Annotated in this window: 16 protein-coding genes; 12 read left to right on the forward strand and 4 right to left on the reverse strand. The window is 50.7% G+C overall.

From position 1 onward, the window contains the following. The first annotated feature begins 162 nt into the window (after positions 1-162). The 4 genes from AC50X8_RS19630 to AC50X8_RS19645 all read left to right on the forward strand — a co-directional run bounded on the left by AC50X8_RS19630 (position 163) and on the right by AC50X8_RS19645 (position 4,441). Complete coding sequence (locus tag AC50X8_RS19630; RefSeq protein ID WP_494881042.1) at positions 163-1,836, forward strand: glutamine--tRNA ligase/YqeY domain fusion protein; 1,674 nt, start codon at positions 163-165, stop codon at positions 1,834-1,836. Positions 1,837-2,007: 171 nt separating this feature from the next. Next, complete coding sequence (locus tag AC50X8_RS19635) at positions 2,008-2,478, forward strand: hypothetical protein (RefSeq protein ID WP_056036671.1); 471 nt, start codon at positions 2,008-2,010, stop codon at positions 2,476-2,478. Between the two features lie 151 nt (positions 2,479-2,629). Continuing rightward, positions 2,630-3,442 carry an inositol monophosphatase family protein gene (locus tag AC50X8_RS19640; RefSeq protein WP_494881045.1) on the forward strand — a complete coding sequence of 271 codons (813 nt, stop codon included), beginning with the start codon at positions 2,630-2,632 and terminating at the stop codon, positions 3,440-3,442. Positions 3,443-3,499: 57 nt separating this feature from the next. Continuing rightward, positions 3,500-4,441, forward strand: coding sequence for an ADP-ribosylglycohydrolase family protein (locus AC50X8_RS19645; protein ID WP_494881047.1), 942 nt, complete (start codon positions 3,500-3,502; stop codon positions 4,439-4,441). 94 nt (positions 4,442-4,535) lie between these two features. Here the strand turns inward: AC50X8_RS19645 and AC50X8_RS19650 are convergent, their stop codons facing one another. Beyond that, entirely contained in the window at positions 4,536-5,891 is a 1,356-nt protein-coding gene (locus AC50X8_RS19650; RefSeq protein WP_494881049.1) for an LLM class flavin-dependent oxidoreductase, read from the reverse strand. A gap of 408 nt (positions 5,892-6,299) precedes the next feature. On the opposite strand from AC50X8_RS19650, the gene AC50X8_RS19655 reads away from it, so the two are divergent. From AC50X8_RS19655 to AC50X8_RS19665, 3 genes are read left to right on the forward strand one after another with little or no spacing between them, the layout of a single operon-like run. Then, positions 6,300-7,085: a methionine ABC transporter ATP-binding protein gene (locus AC50X8_RS19655; protein WP_056036678.1), complete on the forward strand. Its 786-nt coding sequence runs from the start codon at positions 6,300-6,302 to the stop codon at positions 7,083-7,085. Continuing rightward, the gene (locus AC50X8_RS19660) at positions 7,082-7,747 is read left to right on the forward strand and encodes a methionine ABC transporter permease (RefSeq protein ID WP_056036680.1); all 666 of its coding nucleotides are present in this window, start codon (positions 7,082-7,084) and stop codon (positions 7,745-7,747) included. Before AC50X8_RS19655 ends, AC50X8_RS19660 begins: the two co-directional genes overlap by 4 nt. Positions 7,748-7,801: 54 nt before the next feature. Beyond that, on the forward strand, positions 7,802-8,704 hold the full coding sequence (locus tag AC50X8_RS19665; RefSeq protein WP_056037080.1) for a MetQ/NlpA family ABC transporter substrate-binding protein: 903 nt from the start codon (positions 7,802-7,804) through the stop codon (positions 8,702-8,704). An 88-nt stretch (positions 8,705-8,792) separates the two neighbouring features. Here the strand turns inward: AC50X8_RS19665 and AC50X8_RS19670 are convergent, their stop codons facing one another. From AC50X8_RS19670 to desA, 3 genes are all read right to left on the reverse strand, one after another. After that, entirely contained in the window at positions 8,793-9,392 is a 600-nt protein-coding gene (locus AC50X8_RS19670; protein ID WP_056036682.1) for a response regulator transcription factor, read from the reverse strand. After that, positions 9,389-10,537, reverse strand: a complete 1,149-nt coding sequence (locus AC50X8_RS19675) for a sensor histidine kinase (protein ID WP_056036684.1) — start codon at positions 10,535-10,537, stop codon at positions 9,389-9,391. Before AC50X8_RS19675 ends, AC50X8_RS19670 begins: the two co-directional genes overlap by 4 nt. A 124-nt stretch (positions 10,538-10,661) precedes the next feature. Next, complete coding sequence (desA, locus tag AC50X8_RS19680; protein ID WP_494881051.1) at positions 10,662-11,708, reverse strand: Delta(5) desaturase DesA; 1,047 nt, start codon at positions 11,706-11,708, stop codon at positions 10,662-10,664. Between the two features lie 409 nt (positions 11,709-12,117). Here desA and AC50X8_RS19685 point away from each other — a divergent pair, with 409 nt between their 5' ends. From AC50X8_RS19685 to hisC, 5 genes are all read left to right on the forward strand, one after another. Further along, on the forward strand, positions 12,118-13,113 hold the full coding sequence (locus tag AC50X8_RS19685; protein ID WP_494881053.1) for an ABC transporter substrate-binding protein: 996 nt from the start codon (positions 12,118-12,120) through the stop codon (positions 13,111-13,113). A 170-nt stretch (positions 13,114-13,283) separates the two neighbouring features. Then, entirely contained in the window at positions 13,284-14,876 is a 1,593-nt protein-coding gene (locus AC50X8_RS19690) for a helix-turn-helix domain-containing protein (RefSeq protein WP_494881056.1), read from the forward strand. 81 nt (positions 14,877-14,957) lie between these two features. Next, positions 14,958-15,485, forward strand: coding sequence for a GNAT family N-acetyltransferase (locus tag AC50X8_RS19695; RefSeq protein ID WP_056036687.1), 528 nt, complete (start codon positions 14,958-14,960; stop codon positions 15,483-15,485). Beyond that, positions 15,485-16,150 carry a YIP1 family protein gene (locus tag AC50X8_RS19700; protein ID WP_056036689.1) on the forward strand — a complete coding sequence of 222 codons (666 nt, stop codon included), beginning with the start codon at positions 15,485-15,487 and terminating at the stop codon, positions 16,148-16,150. Before AC50X8_RS19695 ends, AC50X8_RS19700 begins: the two co-directional genes overlap by 1 nt. A 97-nt stretch (positions 16,151-16,247) precedes the next feature. After that, on the forward strand, positions 16,248-17,312 hold the full coding sequence (gene hisC, locus AC50X8_RS19705; protein ID WP_056036691.1) for a histidinol-phosphate transaminase: 1,065 nt from the start codon (positions 16,248-16,250) through the stop codon (positions 17,310-17,312). Positions 17,313-17,325: the final 13 nt, after the last annotated feature.

Below are 17,325 nucleotides of genomic sequence, written 5' to 3' on the forward strand. Positions count from 1 at the left end.
CGCACGCCGTGCCGCGAGCAAATACATGATTAATAGAACCTATGAAAACAAAGGTTGATCACATGCCATCTATTTTATTAACCAGTCGGATGATCTTATAATTTTGCGGGATTTTGTGTATTATAGAAAGATATCTATTTTTCGTGGGAAAGGTTGGTCACAATGGAAAACAACGTGGACACAAAGCTGTCATCCTCTAACTTTATAAAAAATATTGTGAGCGAAGATTTGAAGACCGGCCATGTCCAGGAAATCGTGACGCGCTTTCCGCCGGAGCCGAATGGCTATTTGCATATTGGACATGCGAAGTCGATTTGTCTGAATTTTGAGCTGGCTGACGATTTCAAAGGCAGAACGAATCTGCGCTTTGACGATACGAACCCGGTCAAGGAAGATACCGAATACGTCGATTCGATTCAAGAGGACGTGAAGTGGCTGGGCTTTGATTGGGACGAGCTTCGTTTTGCCTCGGACTATTTCGAAGAGCTTTACAATCGGGCGGTGCTGCTCATTAACAAAGGCAAAGCATACGTATGCGACTTGTCCGCCGAGCAAATTCGCGAGACTCGTGGAACGCTGACGCAGCCGGGACAAAACAGCCCTTACCGTGAGCGCAGCGCAGAAGAAAATCTCGATCTGTTTGCCCGTATGCGTGCCGGAGAATTTCCTGACGGCTCCAAGGTGCTGAGAGCAAAGATCGATATGGCTTCGCCGAATATTAATCTGCGTGATCCGGTGCTGTACCGTATCGCTCATGCCCACCATCACCGGACTGGCGATGCGTGGTGCATTTATCCGATGTACGATTATGCGCATCCGATCAGCGATGCGATTGAAGGCATTACCCATTCCATCTGTACGCTGGAGTTCGCCGATCACCGCCCGCTCTATGATTGGGCGGTCGCTGAATGCGAGATGCCGGCGGTGCCTCGTCAATACGAGTTCGCTCGTCTGAACGTTACTAATACCGTGATGAGCAAAAGAAAGCTGAAGCAGCTTGTGGATGAGGAAGTTGTAACTGGCTGGGATGATCCGCGCATGCCGACGATTAGCGGTCTGCGCCGCAAAGGCTTTACAGCGGAAGCGATTCGCGCCTTCTGCCGCGAAATCGGGGTTGCCAAGGCGAACAGCACGGTCGATGAGCGGATGCTGGAGCATTTTATCCGCGAGGATCTTAAGCTTAAGGCGCTTCGTACGATGGCTGTATTGCGACCGCTCAAAGTCGTCATTACGAACTATCCAGAAGGCCAAACCGAGCTGCTGGATGCAGAAAATAACGCCGAGAACGAAGAAATGGGCATGCGCCAAATTCCGTTTGGCCGCGAGATTTATATTGAGCAGGACGATTTTATGGAAAATCCGCCAAATAAATATTTCCGCCTGTTCCTTGGCAATGAGGTGCGTTTGAAGCATGCATATTTCATTACTTGCCAAGAGGTTGTGAAAAATGAAGCCGGCGACGTTATTGAGCTTCGCTGCACATACGATCCGGCAACGAAAAGCGGCTCGGGCTTTAACGCCCGCAAGGTGAAGGGAACCATTCACTGGGTTGAAGCGTCGCAGGCGGTGCCTGCGGACTTCCGCTTGTTCGAGCCTCTGATTACGAATGAAGCAGAAGAGGATGGCAAGCCATTCCTTGAATGCATCAACCCGAACAATCTGGAGCTGCTTCAAGGCTTCGTAGAGCCGAACATGAAGGATGCCGAAGGACAGGCGAAGTTCCAGTTTTTCCGTCACGGCTATTTCAATGTGGATCCGAAGGATACGACGCCGGAGAAGCTTGTTTTCAACCGCATCGTTTCGCTGAAAAGCTCTTTCGATCCAGCGAAAGCATAATAACAGCGGTCAAGCAATAGGATAAGCCGTGAATGCCTGCCTTATGGGTGGTGTTCGCGGCTTTTTGCTTTTTTTGAGCTGCAAGCAGGAATTTGTCACTTTTTGGTGAATTTTACCTAGTGGCTGCTGCGAAAAAAAGAAAGCACAAAAACATAACTAGGAGCTGAAATGATGAAAAAATTGGAAATTAAAGGGATAGGTACGGTCAGTGCTTTTAAAGCGACGGCGTATATGATGATTATTCCTTCTGCCCTTTTATTTTTATTAGGAATTGGCTTGTTAATGGTAGGGTTGATTACTGGGGAACCTACCGTCTTGATCCTCGGTATAACCTATACATTAATGCCGGTTTTTCTAATTGGTATCTACGGTGCAATTAGCATGCTTATTGCTTTGCTGTACGGCGTATTGGCCAAGAAATTCGGCGGCTTGGAGCTGATCGTCGAAGAGAAGACAGAGCTGGATTTAACGAAGGGGCCAGCAGGAAACGGCTATGCGCCGGGGCCGCAGTCCAATTTTAGCCCGTCCAGCAGCCCAATTAACAGCCCGTTCAACTCTGGAAGCGCGAACCCGCAATCCAATATGACGCCGCCTCCACTGCCCAATCTGCCTACAGGCCCTGATCAAAACAACAATACGTAGGTGCCGTTTGGATTCATTGCCTCTATTCGAAATAGGAGTCCGGAAATAGTTTCAACCATGAAATCCTTCTGATCTGCAAGAAGGATTTTGTTTTGTTCTCTTAGATGCTGGGTGTCCAGTTCAACCAATAAACGAAATAGGGGGATTACATTTGGATACAACGATCGTAAGAGAAGCACAGCGAGTGGCAGCTTTGGCGGCGAGGGAGGCGGGAGCGCTGCTGAAAAAGCTTTTTGAAAAGCTGGATTCCAGTGCCTTTCAGCATAAAGACGAATCTGGCGACTTGGTGACCGAAGCCGACCACAGGGCGGAAGCGATCATTTTGGGCAAAATTAAGCAGGCGTTTCCGGGACATCAAGTGATTTCGGAGGAGGCGGGGGACAACCGCTTGGCCAGTGACTGGCTGTGGTTGGTTGATCCGTTGGATGGGACGAATAATTTCGCGGTCGGGATGCCGTTATTTGCCGTATCCATTACGCTCATGTATCAGCGCGAAGCGGTTATGGCGGTCATTTATGAGCCGCTGACGGACCGCTTGTATGAGGCGGTGGCAAGCGGCGGCTTTCGCTGTAATGGGCGAATCATTCGAATGGGCGAGCCGCGTCCCTTCAAGAGAGCGACGGTCGGCTGGATTCAAGGGCATAAAGTACAGCAGGAGCAGCGGGCAGTAAGGCTGCGCCAGCATATTGATGCAAACACGAAGCGAATGATGCGGCTGTGGGCGCCTACCTTGCAATGGAGCATGCTGGCGAAGGGCGATTTGGATGCGATTATTTTGTACAACTCGGAGGGCGAGGATCTTTATTCGGGGATGCTTATGGTGCGCGAGGCTGGCGGCGTCATTACCGACTATGATGGCAGGCCATTCGCGGGCATGAGCAGTGAGCCATACCTCATTGCATGCCATCCGCAGCATTTGCCTTTTTTTCGCGGGCTTGTGCATAATGGTCTTGTTGGGAAGTAAGCGAAGCTGATTTACGAAACCGCTAGACCAAGCTGGCGGCAGCAGGAGGTTTAAGAAATGAATCTATCTATTCAAGCAGGATTAATAGGGCTTTGTATCGGGGATGCATTAGGCGTTCCCGTGGAGTTTTGCAATCGGAAGACGCTAGAGAAAGCACCTTTAACGGACATGGTCGGTTATGGCTCGCATCAGCAGCCGCCGGGCACTTGGTCGGATGATGCGTCCTTGACCTTATGTCTGGTGGAGAGCCTTGCCTATTGCAAAAGCGTAGAGGTGCATGATATTGCGAGCCGCTTCGTGGAATGGAAGCGGGGCGAGCGCTGGACGCCGCATGGCGAGGTGTTCGATATTGGCATAGCGACTAGCGAGGCGATCGACCGGCTTGCGCGTGGGGCAGAGCCTGAGTTGGCAGGCGGAATCGGCGAATACAGCAATGGCAACGGTTCATTGATGCGTATTTTGCCGATGGCCTACTGGATGCTTGAGGCTGACATAGAGGAACGATCGGCTGCGATTGGCAGGGTTTCGTCGCTAACCCACAGGCATCCTATATCGATTATGGCCTGCGTCTATTACACGGAGTATGCCGTGCAATTGTTGAAGGGTCACAGCCCACAGGAGAGTTATGCGGCAACGAATCGGACAATCCAGCTGTTTTATGCGGGCAACAGCTATCTGGATCGTTTTGAACGTCTGCTTAGCGGGCAGCTGGCAAGTCTGAAGGAGGACAGCATTGCTTCGTCAGGGTATGTCATGCACACGCTGGAAGCCAGCATCTGGAGCCTGCTGACGACCGACAGCTACGCCGCAGCAGTACTTCGCGCTATTAACTTGGGCGAGGATACGGACACGACAGGTGCGGTAACAGGCGGTCTTGCGGGCATCTATTATGGTCTGTCGTCCATTCCCTCGCATTGGCTGGAACAGCTTGCGCGAGCGGATGAGCTATTTCAGCTATGCGACAGCTTTAACGAAGGGCTTGCAGAGCCGAAGCGATAGGGCTATTTGGGGCTGGCTAGGCTTCCCCCGCCCCAAATATAAATAACCGCCGTCGATTTCCTTAGCTCTACCTAGGGGGCGGCGGTTTTGCGTATTAATGGCTCGTTGCTTTAGTAAAGCGATTGCGCGGCAGCGGCAGGTTAAAATGCTCCCGCAGGGTAACGCCTTCATATTCAGTGCGGAAAAGGCCGCGCTGCTGCAAAATCGGCACGACAAGGTCGACAAACAGCTCCAGCCCATCCGGCAGCAGCGGAGCCATGAGCATAAAGCCGTCAGCCGCCTGCTCGGCGAACCATTCCTCCAAAGTGTCCGCGATTTTCTCGGCGGTGCCGACGAGATGTTCCCCGCTGAACGAGCCTGTGAGAAAGGAATACACCTCGCGCAGCGTCGGGTTTTCCCTTGCAATAACCGGCTGGTGCTTGAGGTAGTCCGTTTTGTTCAGCTTAATGCGGTCGAGCCCGACCTCGCGAGCGCGTGATTCCAGCGTATAGCCAGAGAAATCGATTGCCTGAAAATAATCCGCCAGAAAGCCGATGCCCTGCTCCTCTGTAATCAACGCTTCAAGCTCCTTAAGCTTCGCCCGCGCTTCCTCCTCGGTATCGCCAATAATCGGCGCTATGCCTTGCAAAATATATATATCCTCAGGTGCGCGCCCCCATTTAGCAGCTTTCCCTTTAAACGATTGATAGAATGCCTGTGCTTCCTCCTTGCTGTGCTTGATAGAGAAAATGACTTCCGCCGTTCGCGAGGCGAAGTCCTGCCCGGCCTCAGAGTTTCCGGCCTGCACGAGCACAGGATGCCCCTGCGGCGAGCGGCTAATATTTAGCGGCCCTTCCACCGAGAAAAACTCGCCTTGATGCTGAAGACGATGCAGCTTCTCCTTGTGGAAAAACTGCCCTGATTCCTTGTCGCGGATGAAGGCATCGTCCTCCCAAGAATCCCATAACCCTTGCACGACCTCGAGAAATTCCTCCGCCCGCCTGTAGCGAAGACTATGCTCGAAATGCTCATCCCGGCCAAAATTGCGTGCCGTATTCCCTGACAGATCCCGTGTAGTGACGATGTTCCAGCCAACCCGCCCCTTGCTGATCTGATCGGCAGACAGAAGCAGCCGAGCCAAATTGAACGGCTCAATATAAGAGGTTGAGGCGGTGGCGACTACGCCGATATGCGTCGTGGCGCATGCTAAAGCCGTAATCAGTGTAATCGGCTCGAACCGGCTTAGTATGTTTGGATGAGACTGCTCATTAATCGCCAGGCTGTCCGCGATAAAAGCGATATCGAATTTCCCGCGTTCAGCGGTTTGGGCGAGCTTCCGGTAATAGTCGATGTCGATGCTGGCATCCGGCTGTGCATGGGGATGGCGCCAGCCCGCCACATGCATGCCAGTGCCAACCAAATAAGCGGATAATTTTATTTGCCGGCTTTTTCCCGCAGTTTGTTGGGACATGTCAAGCTCCTCCTCGATAAATATGTATAATATTAAGTGAACAGGGTGGAATAGTTTGTTTTAATTTATCACCTTCATTTTCTAGCGTCAATCCCGATTATTGCCAAAAAAAGAAGTTGACACCGCCAGGCAATTGCTTTAAATTTATAAATCAAATAGGAATAGTTGGTTTTTGGGCGATCAGCCCATAACTAGTTGACCAGAACACTGGAAACTAAACTCTCCACCGAGCAGATTGAACGGTGCTGAAGTTTGGTTTTTTTTATTTAAATATAGGAAAGTATATGATTTCGCCATACTTTCTCTATATTTCTCTATATTTCTCGGACTGAAACGCGCCGCGCCGCCAAAGGACGGTGACAGGTGACAGCCGTTTCACCTTATCAGGGAGGAGAGGAGTTTTTCCGCATGATCGTCATAAAGGATTTGCACAAAACCTATACAAGCGGAAGCAGCACGATTACCGCCTTGAATGACATTAATCTGACGATTGATAAGGGGGATATATTCGGCATTATCGGCTTTAGCGGGGCAGGCAAATCATCATTGATCCGCTGTCTGAACCGGCTCGAGGAGCCTGATTCGGGCTCGATCGAAATTGGCGGCAAGGTGCTGACGGATCTGTCTGGCAAGGAGCTGCGGCTGGCTAGGCGGAAGATTGGAATGATTTTTCAACAGTTTAATTTGCTGGATTCACAAAATGTGTTTCAAAATGTCGCGTTTCCGCTTCAAGTGGCCGGTTATCCAAAGCCGTTCATTCGAGAGCGCGTGCGGGAGATGCTGGAGCTGGTCGGGCTGACCGACAAGGAGCATATGTATCCGTCCCAGCTCAGCGGCGGCCAGAAGCAGCGGGTGGGCATTGCCCGGGCGCTTGTGAATGAGCCGGATGTGCTGCTCAGCGATGAGGCGACCTCGGCGCTTGATCCGCAGACGACCTACTCCATTTTGGAGCTGCTCCAGGATATTAACCGCAAGCTGAAGCTGACTATCGTCTTAATTACACACGAGCTGGATGTGCTTCAGCATATTTGCCGCCATATGGCGGTCATCGAGCATGGCTCTATCGTCGAGACAGGGACGGTCGACAAGCTGTTTATGAACCCCGTCAGCTACACCGCCCGGCGTTTCGTCAGCATCATCGATTATTATCGTGACAAACGGTCGATCATGGAGGGGCTGGGAGCAGGAATATGAGAGATGATCTGTTCGAGCTGCTATGGGAGGGACTGCTGGAGACGCTGTATATGGTTGCTTGGTCTTCGGTATTTGCTTTAATCATTGGCATTTTGCTAGGCATTACGCTAGTCGTCAGCGAGAAGGGCGGCATTTTGGAGGCGCCGATCATCAATAAAATCATTGGGACGGCGATTAATGGCGTGCGCTCGCTGCCCTTTATTATTTTAATCGTGCTGCTGCTGCCGTTGTCCCGGCTAATTGTAGGCACCTCGCTTGGCCCGACAGCAGCCATCGTCGCTTTATCGATTGGGGCCTCGCCGTTTCTAGGCCGCATTATTGAAAACTCCTTAAAGGAGGTGAGCGCGGGCAAAATAGAAGCGGCCAAAGCGATGGGAGCGACGCCGCTAACCATTATATTCCGCGTGCTGATTCCCGAAGCGCTTCCGGCGCTTGTGCGGGGGATGACCATCGCTGTCATTGCGATTACGGAATTTACAGCGGTAGCAGGAGCGATTGGCGCAGGGGGACTTGGCAGTCTGGCGATCCGCTTCGGCTATCAGCGGTTCCGCGAAGATATTTTAATTGCGACTGTTATCGTCATTATTTTGTTAGTGCAGGCGATTCAGCTGTCAGGCGATAGCGTAGCTAAAGCGATTTTGAAAAAGCGTCATCTAGGGTAGCTATAGCGGCCCTCAAACCTAAATAGAGAAAGCAGGAGAGTAACCATGAAAACGATGAAAAAAACGAAATGGACCTTTATATCCGCCCTTATTCTTATGTTCAGCCTTATTGTCTCTGGCTGCGGTACCGCAGCCAATAATGCCCCGGCAAGCTCGCCGGAAGCGAGTGCAGCCGCAAGCCCTGCCGAGTCGACCCAGTCGCCGGAGGCTTCCGCTTCGGCAGCCCCGCAAGAGGCAGTAACGCTTAAAGTAGGCGCTGCTCCAGTGCCGCATGCTGAGATATTGGAGTTCGTTAAGCCGCTGCTAAAGGAGCAGGGCGTTAATTTGGAAGTCGTTGTGCTCGATGATGAAGGCCAGCTCAATCCGGCGCTGTTTGAGAAGCAGATCGATGCGAACTACTTCCAGCACGTTCCGTATCTGGACTCGATTAAAGGGGAGAAGGGGTATGATTTTGCGGTAACCGCGAAGGTGCATGTCGAGCCGATTGGCTTTTATTCCGAGAAGCTGAAAGCGAAGGGTGACATTGCGGATGGCGCAACGATTGCGATTCCGAACAACCCTTCGAATGAATACAGGGCGCTGGTGCTGCTCGAGCAGCAAGGGCTGATCAAGCTGAAGGAAGGCTTGGAAAATACGTACGAGGCAACGCCGAAGGACATCGTAGACAATCCTAAAAATCTCAAGTTTGAGGAAGTGGATTCTGCAACTTTGCCAAGGGTATTGCCTGACGTAGATGGCGCCATTATCAACACGAACCTGGTTTTGGAGGCGGGCATTGATCCGAACAATGCGCTGTTCCGCGAGGATGCAGAATCGCCTTACGCCAACATTATCGTCGTCCGCAGCGGGGATGAGAACCGCGAAGAAATTAAGAAGCTGGATGCGGTGCTCGTGTCGCCCGAGGTGAAAAAGTTCATTCAGGACAAATACGGCGTGGCGGTTGTGCCAGCTTTTTAAAAATAAAAGAGGCCAAACGGCAAGCTAAGCTCGGCGAACCCTTGAAAAGTATGTTCCGTACCGCTGCTGCGGGAAAGAACATGCTTTTTTATTTAAACCAGCCCTTCTCCTTAAAACGGGTAATCGCCTCAATTCGATTGCTCACGCCCAGCTTATCCAAAATGACCGAAATATAATTGCGCACGGTGCCATTGGTCAAATAAAGCTGGTCGGCGATTTCCTTCGTATTTTTGCCGTCGGCGATGAGGCCGAGAACTTCCTTCTCCCGTTCGGTGAGCGGGTTTTCCTGCCCGTAGGCGTCGTCTACCAGCTCGGGCGCATAAATGCGGCGGCCTGTCATGACGCTGCGTATGGAGCTCGCCAGCTCCTCGCTAGGGCTGTCCTTGAGCAAATAGCCGCACACGCCGGCCTTTAGCGCACGGTCGAAATAGCCGCTTCTGGCAAAGGTGGTCAAAATGATGACCTTGCAGCCTAACTGGCGCATTTCTTCCGCTGCCTCCAGCCCGCTCTTGACCGGCATTTCAATGTCCATAATGCAAATGTCCGGCTTGTGAAGCTGGACGAGCGTGATCGCTTCTTCACCGTTGCCAGCTTTGCCAACCACGGTCATATCATCCTCCAGATCAAGCAGGGAAGCAAGTGCCCCCAGCAGCATCCGCTGGTCTTCGGCGATAACAATTCTAATCATAGCGTGGGCTCCTTTTCCGGCTTCTGGACGACATTGGGCGCTTTAATGACGAGCATCGTGCCGTCTCCGCAAATAATGTCCAGGCTGCCATTAATAAACTCCAGTCTTTCCTTCATGCCCCTAAGGCCATTTCCCCGGTAATAGCTGCGCGACTCCTTGCCGCCTGTAGCAATGCCCGTGCCATTATCCTGAACGCGGACAATGAGCTCTGTGCGGGTCGGTTCAATCTCGACCAGGCACTTGGTGGCGGAGCTGTGCTTGACGATATTAGTAACAGCTTCCTTGAGGCACATGCTGACGACATTTTCGGCAAGCAGTGAAGTGTCGGTATGCGCCGGATCGCCTTCTACAAGAAGCTGAATATCGGCAGCCTTCAAAATTTGCTTTACCCGAAAAAGCTCATCCTCAAGCCGTGTTCCACGCATTTCGGTGACAAGCTCCCGCACTTCCTTGAGCGCGGTGCGCGCCGTTTGGCGCACATCATCGATTTCCTCCTGCGCCTTGGCGGGGTTTTTCTGCATCAGCTTGCCCGCCAGATCGCTTTTCAGCCCTATAAGCGACAGCTTCTGTCCAATCGTATCATGCAGGTCGCGGGCGATCCGCTGCCGCTCCTCCAGCTTGACGAGCTCTGAAATCCGCTTGTTGGCATGCTCAAGCTCCCCTTCGAGCTTGTCCCGCTTGTTGCGGTTGTACGTATTGACCGGAAGCAGAATAACGCCGATCAAGCTAATGAGCACGAAGGGGAACTGTGCGAGAAAGACCGGATTTTGCACAGCCAGCCCAAAGTTGATGCTCAGGAAGGTCGTGACGATATGAATGGAATACAGCGTAAAGAAGCCGATGCGGTTCTGGATATTGCCGATAAAATAAGCGAGAAAAATCGAGAAATACACATAACCGAACATGAGCGTCATCGCAATGGAAATAATAATTTGGATGCTGGTCCAGAAATAAACCTGCCAGCCCTTGGATACGAAGGAAAGCATATAACAGATGAAAAATAAAACGATCATCACAATGCCGGACGTCGCTTGGTAGGGCGATGAGTTGCGGAAAATAAAGTAGAAGGGCAGGATGTAGAAAACGACCCAAACATACGGGCTGATTCCCGTATTTTTATGAAAAATATGATGCCATTTTTGCATATGCATCCCGCCTTTTTAAATCGCTGTTGCAGCAATAAGAGCTGCTTTGAAGCTATTTTAACATAAAAGAGGCTCGCGCATTTGGTTCCGCGCAGCCTCTTTCGTGCTTGTATCTTCGTACCTGCTAGCCTACGCGCCGAGTATCGAGCTTGGTGCTTGCCGCACGCGGCTTGCGCAGACGGTGCTTCAAGCCTTTAAAGCTGACGAACATTTTATTCTCTTCGTCCCACAGACGGAAACGCAAGGCAGTCAAGCTTGTTTTAAGAGTAATTGTCGTTGCCTGCTGAAGCGGAACGGAGGAGTTATGCGCATCCTCTAAATAATAGTTGGGAACCTTCGGGCTCAAGTGATGCACATGGTGGAAGCCAATATTTCCGCTCATCCATTGCAGGATGCGGGGAAGCTTGTAATAAGAGCTGCCTTCAACGGCTGCTTTCACGTAGCTCCACTCATCATCATGTTCAAAATACGTATCTTCGAACTGATGCTGGACGTAGAACAGCCAAATGCCGAAAAATCCTGATAAAAACATAACCGGCAGTTGAACCATTGCGAAGGCCTGCCAGCCCAGCAGCCAGCCAAGACCTGCATATAAAGCAACAATTGAAGCATTGATCAAATACGTGTTGAGGCGTTCCTGACGTCTAGCGCCTTTACGGTTGAAACGGTATTGGATCAGAAACACGGCAATCGGACCAAGGCCGAACATGACGACCGGATGGCGGTAAATCCGATAGAAAAGGCGGCGCAAAGGCGTTGCTGCAATATATTCATCTACGGTCATAATCCAAATGTCGCCAATACCACGCTTGTCGAGATTGCTGCTCGTTGCATGATGGATGGAGTGGCTGTATTTCCACTGTTGGAAAGGGACGAGGGTAATGATCCCTGTAATCGTGCCGACGATAGCATTTGCCCGTTTGCTCTTAAAGAAAGAACCGTGGCAGCAATCATGGCAAATAATAAAGGTCCTAATGACAAAGCCTGCAGTAATTAAGGAAAAAACGATCGTGAGCAAATAGGAGATCGGCATGACGGCATACGCCGCGTACCAGAAAAAGCCGAGTGGGAGTAAAGTATTGATTAATTGTTGTATGCTGGTTTTCATATTCACTTTTTCGTAAGGGGCAAGGCTCTTTTTCAAGCTCGCTTGCTTGGCTTTCTGATCCATAATGAAGCTCCTCCTTCAATAACGGGATGTACGTCCTTTGTTCAAGGTGCCTGCATCCTGCTAGCTATATTTATATTGTAAAGAGAAACGTCATGCGCCATAAGTCATAAACGTCAGTTCAGCTATATGACATATGTCATATGAAAGCGCGGCTGCATGCCCATAAATGCATGTTTTTAACAAAAATTTTGCAGGGAATGGAATGGATAGAGGGCTATTGGATGGATGGGAGCAAGGCGAATAGGCCGTGGCGATAGCGTTTGTATAAGAAAATTGTAGCGTATGTGCATTGTAGGCAGGACGGGCGATGGGCTACACTTGATCAAGTTGTTTGATAATGATAATCACTGATTTAGAGGGGAGTCGAACAGAGATGTTGCGATGGGGGAAAAAGAGGTTTAAAAGTAAAATGACGGCGCTCATGTTAGTGGCGTTAGCCGTTATCATAGCGCTCGCGGGTTGCGGTTCGCAAGGCGAGACAGCTGTTAATAAGGGGGCTAGCGATGCAGCGGCCACTGTTAGCCCATCTCCTGCGGCAGCGGATGAGCCGGCAGCTGCGGAGCAGGAAGCGGAAACGCGAGTGCTCCAGGACGAGTTTGGCGAGGTAACAGTTCCGGCGCATCCGAAGCGCGTAGCGGCACTTTATTTGGAGGACTATTTGACGGCGCTTGGCGTAACGCCAGTTGTCCAGTGGTATCACCCGCTTTGGGGAACGCAGGAATATTTGAAGCTGGATTTGCCGACGTTTGATATTACGGGCGATATTGAAGTGCTGCTTGATATGGAGCCGGACTTGATTATATTGGACGGCTGGGCAGACAAGGCCAAATACGATTTATTTTCTAAAATAGCGCCTACCTACCGGCTGCCAGAAAATATTTTGTTTGATTCTAAAGCGATTTTGACCACCATTGCAGATGTAATGAATATGAAGGAACAGGGAGAAACGGTGATTAATGCTTACGAGCAGAAAATAGCCGATGCCAAGGACAAGCTCAATACAGCGCTTGGCGATGAGTCCGTAGCGGTCATACGTTTGAATGTCGATGATAGTACCTTCGCGCTGTTCGGTGTGAACAACCGTTTTATCGGCTCTCTATACTCCCAGTTGGGTCTTACACCAAATACATGGTCGAAGGATATGGAGGAATTTCAAAAGATTTTAACAGAAGAAAGCTTACCGGATCTGGATGCCGACCACATTATTATTTTACTGTCCAACGGAACTTGGGATTCACCTGAAAATCAGGAAGCGCTGAAGCTTCTGGACAGCAGTATGTGGAAGGCTATTCCCGCAGTGAAGGCAGGGCATGTACACCGGGTGGAGAGATCGTATTGGCAATCTGGTGCGATAACAGCAAATTCGATGAAAATTGATGATATTTTGAAAATGTTCGTGAAATAAGCAGCGCCCTAGCAAGTGCGCTATTCAAGAAATAAAGAGGGAAGGCCCATCGGTGCATTGATGGGCTTTCTTTTTTCATTTATACTAGTTGTGAAAATCATTCTCATTTACTTCGGCATGTGCGGGCATAACGCGTGCTGTTTGCCAAAACATCCTAAGGGGGATATGAAGTGAGCAACGAGGAGAATAAGCCGCAGCTGCGCCATGCAATTTTCTATAGGCTGGCTGCGATACAATATAGGAACGTAAAAAATGGGCAGGAGCAGGTGCTGCCCACCGCTGATGAACATATCATCATGATAGTGACGGGTGGATCGGGAACGCTGTACGTGAATAGAGAGCAGCATGCTCTGGGCCATGGAGCCTGTTTTATTTTTGGCCCGGGTACGAGGATGGAGTTTGCAGCTGGTGGTTTTGAGGGCGGAGAAGAGGGGGTGTCGTTCTACTATATTGCCTTTGATGGAATTGGAGCGGAACCGGGGGAAGCCTCCTTTCCATGTCTGGGCGAGGTTTCCTGCAAGCCCTTCTCCTACTGCCTGAGTGAGCTGCAGGCGCTCCATGATAAGCGGGACGTGGAGGACGAGCTGGAGGCATTCCGTCATGATATCCGGTTTCAACAGCTTTTATTGTTCATCATGCAGCAAAACTTGCCTCTGCGCACAGAAAGCGGCGAAAGGCGAGCGATGGAACAGTCCATTGCCCATATTCGGCAAAACTTCCGGGAAGAGCTGACGGTAGACAAGCTTGCTGACCATGCAGGCATCGTGCGCTGGCGCTATTCCCGTCTATTCAAGAAGCTGACAGGCGAAATTCCGCTGCATTATTTGAATGTCGTACGTGTGGAGCAGGCGAAAAAGCTGCTGGCAAGCACGGATGAACGGCTGTTCAGCATCGCGCAAAGCGTCGGCTACAGCAATGAATATTATTTTAGCCGCCGCTTCAAGCAGTCGGTTGGCCTTACACCGGGCCAATATCGCCGCCATCAGCGGGAAAATATTCGGGTCTTTGCCCCTTTCATCGAGGATTATTTGCTGGCGCTTGGCGTTAGGCCCATTATGCAATTCACCCACGATCATTGGGGGCGGCAGGAATATCTTGGTCTCGATGATGTGCCAGAATTTAATGTGGTCACCGATAACGAAGCGACATTATCTGGCTTTGCGCCGGAATTTATTTTGATGGATACGGGCATTGAACGTTGGGGCATGGACAAGCTCACCAGCCTTGCTCCGAGCATTCAGCTTTCCTATAAAGGCGAGGAGTGGCGTACAACGCTGCACAGCATTGCGGATTTGCTCGGGAAGGCTGAGGAAGTAAGCCCTGTTATTGCTGATTATGAAAATAAAGCAGCAGCCGCAAAGGCGAAGCTGCTGCGGGTGGTGAAGCGGCAGACGGTCGCCTGTTTGCGTTTGTCAGCCGATAGAGTGCAGTTATATGGCGGTCCTGACCATGGCTACACCGGCCCGGTGCTTTACCGCGATTTAGGACTGAGCCCGCATTCGCTCGTAGAAAAACTGGCTAAAGGGCTGCGGTTCGTTGAGCTGACGATGGAGGAGCTGGCGCTGCTTGACGCTGACCATTTGTTTATTACAATTGATCCGACTGCGGGCAGGCAGATCGAGCTGCTGCATTCGCCTCTCTGGCGGTCGCTGCCCGCTGTGCGCAACGGCAGCGTGCATGAGGTCGATTTTTTGTCGTGGATGAATTATGGCGTGCTGTCCCACCATCGAAAAATCGACGATGTGCTGCGCGTATTGTGTTAAACTGGTGATATTATGACGCTAAGAGACTGCGACGAAATAAAGTACCGCTAATTTCCTCGCAGCTCCAAAGGAGAGCGGTTTATGGCAGAGGAAACGTATCGAATTCGCGATGCTGTGCAAGAGGATTTGCCCGGCATTGTAGCTATATATAATTCAACGGTTGTGTCGCGCCAGGTGACAGCGGATTTGGAGCCTTCAACGGTAGAAGCGAAGCAGGCTTGGTTTGACGAGCATGCGCCGGATACTCGGCCGCTTTGGGTGGTGGAAGAGGACGGAGAGCTGCTGGCTTGGTTCAGCTTTCAGTCGTTTTATGGCCGTCCTGCTTATCAGGCGACAGCCGAAATCAGCATCTACATAGCGGAGCAGCATCGTGCGCGCGGATTGGGAAGCATGCTGCTGAAGCATGCACTTGAGGCATGTCCGGCGCTGCATATTCGGACGCTGCTCGGCTTTATTTTTGCCCACAATGCTCCTAGCCTTGGCTTGCTCGGCAAGTTCGGCTTTGAGCAATGGGCGTACATGCCGAAAGTGGCGGAGCTGGATGGGGTGGAGCGCGATTTGGTTATTATGGGGCTCCGCGTTGGAGAAAGGACGAAAGGGGAAAAATGATGCAGCAAGGAAATTGGAAATATTGGTTTCGCGTATGGATTCATCCCCGTCAGACGGTTAGGCATTTTCTCAAACATCCGGGACCATTCTGGCCGCTTGTTGTAATTGCTTTATTCAGCGGCATCTTTCAGTTTTTGGATACCGGCGCGGATAATTCGTGGGGTAATCATATTTATTTGGGCTTGATATTGCTGCTGGCGGTTTTAGTTGGCGCACCGCTTGGAATCGGGGGATTATTTTTATCCGGCGTTTTGTATAAATGGGTGGGCTCATGGTTCGGCGGCACTGCCACCAGGCATCAGATGTACATTGCATTTGCCCGTGGCGTTTTGGCGCCTTCCGTATTAATCGGACTGCTTTGGATTCCGCAGTTTGTGCTATTAGGAAGAGGGAGCTTTACCGATACGCTTGTATATTCGGGTGGACTGGCCTCAGGGCTTGACCTTCCAGGCGGCGTGCTGATGACTCTTAGCCTGCTGTTCGCTATTATCAAAATTGTCTTGAGCATATGGGTGTTCATTATTATGCTGCATGCGGTCGGCGAGGCCCATCAGTTTTCGGCTTGGCGCGCACTTGGCGTTTCATTAATTATTACGGTAGCTATAATCGTACTTGTAATGATTCTTGTATTGCCTTTTTTAGTCATTGGCATAATCGCAAATTAGTGGATGCATTCGGCATCAAAATGTTTTATGCTGAATGAGGATGAATAAAGCGGACAAACGGCAGGGGCCGTTAATCGAAAAGAAGGGAGCTTGACTCATGAGTAAGTTCTGGAGCCCACTTGCGGCATCGCTAGTACCTTATGTGCCGGGCGAACAGCCAAAGGATAAGCAATACATTAAACTCAACACGAATGAAAACCCATATCCGCCTTCACCGAAGGTGATCGAGGCGATCCAAGCGGCGGCTAATGAGGATTTGCGCTTATACCCTGATCCGACGAGCGGAGCGCTGGTGCAGTCGCTGGCTGCTTATTTTAAAGTTTCCCCGAGCCAGGTTTTTGTAGGCAATGGCTCCGATGAGGTGCTGGCGTTTGCTTTCGCAGCATTCTTCGATCCTGCAAAGCCGGTGCTGTTTGCCGATATTACATACAGCTTCTATAAAGTGTATGCCGAGTTTTACGGGCTGCAGGCGGATTTAATTCAACTGGATGAGCAGTTCCGTATGCCGCTGGAGCAATTTAATATGCGTGAAAATGGCGGCATTGTCATTCCGAACCCGAATGCTCCGACAGCGATGCTTGTTCCAGTTGACGAGTTCCGCTCGATACTTGAGCATAACCGCGACCAAGTCGTCATCATTGACGAAGCTTATATTGATTTCGGCGGCGAATCGGCCGTTAAGCTAGTTGCCGATTATCCGAATGTGCTCGTCATTCAGACGTTATCGAAGTCGCGTTCGCTTGCCGGCTTGCGGGTAGGCTGGGCAATCGGAAGCGAGGAGCTTATCGACGGCCTTAATCGTGTGAAAAATTCATTCAACTCCTATACAATCGACCGCTTAGCGATTGCAGGTGCTGTTGCCGCTATAGAAGATGATGATTATTTCCAGGAGATTACGGCCAAAGTGAATCAGACTAGAGATCAGACGGCTGTGCGTCTGCGGGAACTCGGCTTTGTCGTGACCGATTCCACAGCCAATTTTCTATTCATTTCCCACCCTGACCAAGCGGCGGAACACCTTTTTCAAAAGCTGCGCGAGCAGGGCGTACTCGTTCGGTATTTCAAGCAGCCTCGCATTGATCAATATTTGCGGGTAAGTATTGGTACGGATGAGGAAATGGATGTTTTTCTTAACGTAATCGCTGATATTGTAAAGTCGTAATGACCGAGGAAAA

Source organism: Paenibacillus sp. JT22N15 (genome assembly GCF_059383755.1).